Source organism: Achromobacter spanius, assembly GCF_039673305.1.
In the GTDB taxonomy this organism is placed as follows: Bacteria; Pseudomonadota; Gammaproteobacteria; order Burkholderiales; family Burkholderiaceae_B; genus Achromobacter; species Achromobacter spanius_F.
Genome location: NZ_JBDJLJ010000110.1, coordinates 1 through 4,976 on the forward strand (window position 1 = coordinate 1; position 4,976 = coordinate 4,976).

Sequence of the window (4,976 nt, forward strand, 5' to 3'; positions counted from 1 at the left end):
GGCCGCCGGCGCGGCCCTGTACCGGCACGCGCGCAGCGGCCGCGGCGAGCATGTGCGCCTGAGCCTGTTCCAGGCCTGCGCCGCCCTGCAGGCGAACGACATCCTGGCGTACGGCATGGCGGGCCGGCGGGAAACAGGCGCGGTCAGCGCGCCCAACGGCGTGTTCGACACCGCCGACGGGCGCCTGTCGGTCCTGGCGCTGAACAACGATCAGTTCGCCCGGCTGTGCCGCGCGCTGGACCGGCCGCAATGGCTGGAGGATCCCGCGCTTGCCAGCAACGCCGGCCGCATGGCGCAGCGCGATCGCCTGCATCGGGAAATCGCCGCGCAGTTGGCGCAGCGACCCGCCGCCCACTGGGAGGAGCGGCTGGCGCGCGAAGACGTGCTGCATGCGCGGGTACGCGACTATGACGATCTGGCCGCGCATCCGCAGGCCGCCCACGTCGGGCTGCTGGAACCCCTGGCGCAGCCCGGCGGCCTGCCCCTGCCCTACGCGCGCGCGCCCGGCGCCGCCGCCCCCAGGCCGCTGCGGGCCGCGCCCGCGATCGGCGAACACACGGTGGAGGCGCTGACGGAATGGGGCGTGCCACCCGCGGACATCCAGGCCCTGCTGGACGCGGGCGTGCTGCGCCAGGCCGCCAGCGCGGAGGTCCGCTGATGCGCGCCCTCATCTGCCGCCAGCATGGGCCGGTCGAAGACGTCCTGCCCGGCGAGTTTGCCGACGCCCCCGCGCCCGGCCCCGATGAAGTCACCATCGCCATCGACTACGCCAGCGTCAGCCACGCCACGAAGCTGCTGATCGAGGGGCGCTATCAAAGCCGCCCGCCCCTGCCTTTCGTGCCCGGCACCGAGGCGGCAGGCCGCGTCCTCGCCTGCGGCGCGCGCGTCACGCGCCTGAGGCCCGGCGACAGGGTGGTGGCCCTGTCGCGCTGGGGCTGCTATGCCGAACGCCTGACCCTGCCCGAACACACCGTCTATCCCGTGCCGGACGACCTGCCGCTGCTGGACGCCCTGCCCATCCCCATCTCGTACGGCACCGCGTGGGGCGCCCTGCTCTGGCGCGCCGCGCTGCAGCCCGGCGAGACGGTGCTGGTGCTGGGCGCAGGCTCCGGTGTCGGTTTGGCGGCAGTTGAACTCGCTGCGTCGCTGGGCGCCGCCGGGCTGGCCTGCGCCAGCACGCTCGCCAAGCGCCAGGGCGGCCTGGCCGCGGGCGCGGCGCAGGCGTTCGCCGCGGATGACGGCATGGCGCAGGCGGTCAAGGCGGCCACGTCGGGTCGCGGCGCCGACGTGGTGCTGGACCCGGTGGGCGGCGACGCCTTCGAGCGCAGCGTGCGCGCCGCCGCGGCCAATGCGCGGATCGTGTCGGTGGGCTTTGCCAGCGGCCGCGTTCCCGATGTGCCGCTGAACCTGCTGCTTGTAAAGAACATTGCCCTGCATGGGTTTTTCTTTGGCCGCTACATCGGCTGGACGCCGACGGACGAACGCGCCGTCCACGCGCCCGCCCTGCAGCGGACCCTGTCCACCTTGTTCGACTGGGCCCGCAGCAAGCGGATCCGGCCGGCTGTAACGGCGATCCATCCGATCACCGGTCTTGCCGCAGCACTCGCCGCCCTGGAAAGCCGACAAGTCGTCGGCAAGGTGGCGATCACAATAACGACGGAGACAAACCCATGCATGCCATCGCCTTCCGGCGCGACGACCGATCGCGCCGCCCCCGCCTAGCGCGGCCCGCCGTCCACCTGGGCGCCGCGGCGCTGGCCGCCAGCCTCGCCTGCGCGCCCTTGACCGCCGCGGCCGCCGACGCCGCTTTCCCGTCCAAGCCCATCACCATGGTCGTGCCGTATCCGCCGGGCGGCCCGACCGATATCGTGGCGCGCCTGGTGGCGGCGGAAATGTCCAAGACCATCGGCCAGAACATCGTGGTCGACAACAAGCCCGGCGCAAGCGGCATGATCGGCGCCGACCAGGTGGCGCGCGCCGCGCCCGACGGCTACACCTTCCTGGCCAACGCGTCGCTGCACGTCATCAATCCGTATATCTATGCGTCGATGCGCTATGACGCCTTCAAGGATTTCGTGCCCATCACCCAGCTGGCGGACGTTCCGCTGGTGCTGGTGGTGCCGGAGACCTCCAAGGTCCGCACCGTCCAGGACCTGGTGGCGCAGGGCAGGACGCAGCCCTTGAACTTCGGCTCGGCCGGATCGGCGTCGGCGCAGCAGCTCGCCGGGGAATCGTTCAAGGTGCGGTCCGGCCTGCCGATGCAGCACGTGCCCTACAAGGGCAGCGCGCCCGCGCTGACCGACCTGGTGGGCGGACAGATCCAGCTGATGTTCGACTCGATGCCGTCGGCGATGCCGTTCATCAAGTCCGGCAAGCTGCGGGCGGTGGCAGTCACGACCGCGCGGCGGGTGGATGAACTGCCCGACGTGCCGACCATGGCGGAATCCGGCTTTCCGGGCTTTGACATCAGCACCTGGTACGGCCTGTGGGCGCCCAAGGGCACGCCGCCCGACATCGTGGCCAAGCTGTCCGAGCATGCCGCGCGGGCGCTCAAGCAGCCCAACGTCGTGACGCAATACGCAGGCCTGGGCGCCAAGCCGGTGGGATCGGACCCCGCGACATTCGCACGATTCAATGTCTCGGAAGGGGAAAAGTGGCGCGACATCGTCAAGGCGGCAAACATCACGCCGCAATAGTGGGAAACGCTGGCCGCGGACGCATGGCGCGCCCGCGGTGCCTTCACCACGCGTACTTCAGCGTCGCCAGCACCAGGCGGCCCGCGCCGTACGTGCACGCGGTGGCCGTCACGCAGGTGCCCACATAGGTGCGGTCGAAGAGGTTGCTGGCGTTCAGCGCCAAGCTCAGCCCGCGCATCGACGGCTGCATCTGGCCGAAGTCGTAGGACACGGCGGCGTCGAACAGCGTGACGGCCGGAATCCTCAAGGTATTGGCCGGGTCGCCCCAGTCGGAACCGACGTACCGCACGCCCGCCCCCAGCCCCAGGCCCTGCAGCGGGCCGCCCTGGACCTTGTAGCCCAGCCAGGCCGACGCCTGATGCGCCGGCGCGTAGTACTGCTTCTTGCCTTCGCGCGATTCGGGCACGCCGTTGACGATGTCGGTATTGGCGCTTCGGGTCACCACCGCGTCCACGTACGCGTACGACGCGATCAGGTCCCAGCCCCGCGCCAGGTTGGCCTTGCCTTCCAGTTCGATGCCGCGCGCGCGGATCTGGCCGGTCTGGGTCTGGAAGCCGGGCGGCCGTCCGGGCGTGGTGTCGCTGGTCAGGACGTTGTCCTGCGTCAGCTGGTAGGCGGACAGCGTCACCAGGCTGTCGCTGCCGGGCGGCTGGTATTTCAGCCCCGCCTCGATCTGGCGGCCCTCGGTGGGCCGGAACGGGTTCGAATCGAAATCGGTGCCGCCGGTGGGCGCGAACGACGTCGAGTACGCCACATAGGGCGCCAGCCCGTTGTCCATCAGGTAGGTCAGCCCGGCCCGGCCCGTGAACGCCGAATCGTCCTGGGTTGCCTTGCCTCCGGTCAGCAGGTTGCGGGTGGTGCTGCGCGCCATGTCGTAGCGCCCGCCCAGGGTCAGCAGCCAGCCGCCATAGGAGATCTGGTCTTGCGCATAGATGCCCGACTGCTCGGTGTCCTGGCGGGTGTCGATGCGCGGAATCAGGTCGCGCAGGCCCGGGCGCGGCTTGCCGTAGACCGGATCGAAGAGGTCCAGCGCGGGCACTCCCGCAATGACGTTGGCGAATTTGTACGTGTCGCGCATGTCCAGGTAGTCGAAGCCGACCAGGAACTCATGGCCGACCGGTCCCGTGCCGAATCGTGCGATGGCCTGGGTGTCGACGTTCATCGTCGCGCCGGTGCCCTGCCCGCGCGTCATGGTGCGCGACCACGTCCGCATGTCCACGGGGCTGAGGAGGTAGCCGACGGCGGTGCGCGCCTCTCCGCTCATGTGGCTGTAGCGCAATTGCTGCTTGACGGACCAGGTGTCGTTGAACGCGTGCGTGAACAGGTAGCCTGCCGAATACTGCTCCCGGTCGTAGCGGTCCCAGCCGGGCTCGCCGGGGAAGCGGTCGCGCGGAATGCGGCCGTTGGGATTGGAGTACAGCGTGCCGGCCGCCGGCAGGTTGCCGTACAGCGGCACCTGGTGGTCCTTCTGGTAGAAGCCCAGGAGGGTCAGCGAGGTGGCCGCGGAAGGCCGCCAGGTCAGCGCGGGCGCGACGAAGAGGCGATCATCCTCGGTGTAGCGCGACGACTGCGCCGCATCGCGCGCCAACGCCACCAGCCGATAGCTCCACAGCCCGGCCTCGTCCACCGGCCCGCCCAGGTCCATCGCGGCCTGCGCGCGGCCATAGCTGCCCGTCTGCAGTTCGATTTCCCGGCGCGGCGTGGCGGTGGGCAGCTTGCTCACCATGTTGATCAGGCCGCCGGGGTTGTTCTGGCCGTAAAGCACCGACGACGGCCCCTTGAGCACCTCGATGCGTTCCAGCCCGTAGGGCTCGATCTGCAGCATGCCGAAGCTGTAGGCCCCGAAGGGCAGCCGCGCGCCGTCCAGGTTGTTGCGCGCGCCGAAGCCGCCGCGCAGGTAGATGTTGTCGTAGCGCAGGTCGGTGCTGCCGCCCGGGGCGTAGACGCCCGGCGTGTAGGCCAGCGCCTCGACGATGCTGCGCGCCCCGCGCGAGGCGATCTCGTGGCGCGTGACCACGTTGACCGTCTGCGGGATCTCCAGGATGGGCGTATCGGTCTTGGTGCCGGTGGCGCTGCGCAGCGCAACGATGCCCGCCACCGGCCCGTAGGCCGATTCGCCCGCACCTTCCACGCGCACCGCCGGCAGCAGCGCCGTCGGCGCCGAGGGCAGCCGCCGCAGCGTATAAACGTTGGTCCCATCGCGCCGCGCCGCCAGCGGCGTGCCCGCCAGCAGGCGGGTCAGCCCCTCCTCCACCGGCCACGCGCCCTGCAGGCCCGCCG

The 4,976-nt window shown here is 70.9% G+C and carries 4 protein-coding genes; 3 read left to right on the forward strand and 1 reads right to left on the reverse strand.

Annotated elements, in window-relative coordinates:
- The 3 genes from ABE485_RS30925 to ABE485_RS30935 form a co-directional block, all read left to right on the forward strand.
- Nucleotides 1-658: CoA transferase (locus ABE485_RS30925; protein ID WP_346519071.1), on the forward strand; the 658-nt coding region annotated here is incomplete at its 5' end.
- The gene (locus ABE485_RS30930; RefSeq protein ID WP_346519072.1) at nucleotides 658-1,722 is read left to right on the forward strand and encodes an NADPH:quinone oxidoreductase family protein; all 1,065 of its coding nucleotides are present in this window, start codon (nucleotides 658-660) and stop codon (nucleotides 1,720-1,722) included. The genes ABE485_RS30925 and ABE485_RS30930, both read left to right, overlap by 1 nt.
- Nucleotides 1,671-2,696 (forward strand): Bug family tripartite tricarboxylate transporter substrate binding protein, encoded by a 1,026-nt coding sequence (locus ABE485_RS30935; protein ID WP_346519073.1) that lies wholly within the window; start codon nucleotides 1,671-1,673, stop codon nucleotides 2,694-2,696. Before ABE485_RS30930 ends, ABE485_RS30935 begins: the two co-directional genes overlap by 52 nt.
- A 43-nt stretch (nucleotides 2,697-2,739) precedes the next feature.
- Here the strand turns inward: ABE485_RS30935 and ABE485_RS30940 are convergent.
- The coding region (locus tag ABE485_RS30940; protein WP_346519074.1) for a TonB-dependent siderophore receptor at nucleotides 2,740-4,976 on the reverse strand (2,237 nt) is incomplete at its 5' end.

Bases quoted from the DNA above. Each gene is read 5' to 3' on its own strand.
- ABE485_RS30930 (WP_346519072.1), top strand. From the start codon at position 658: ATGCGCGCCCTCATCTGCCGCCAGCATGGGCCGGTCGAAGACGTCCTG.
- ABE485_RS30935 (WP_346519073.1), top strand. From the start codon at position 1,671: ATGCATGCCATCGCCTTCCGGCGCGACGACCGATCGCGCCGCCCCCGC.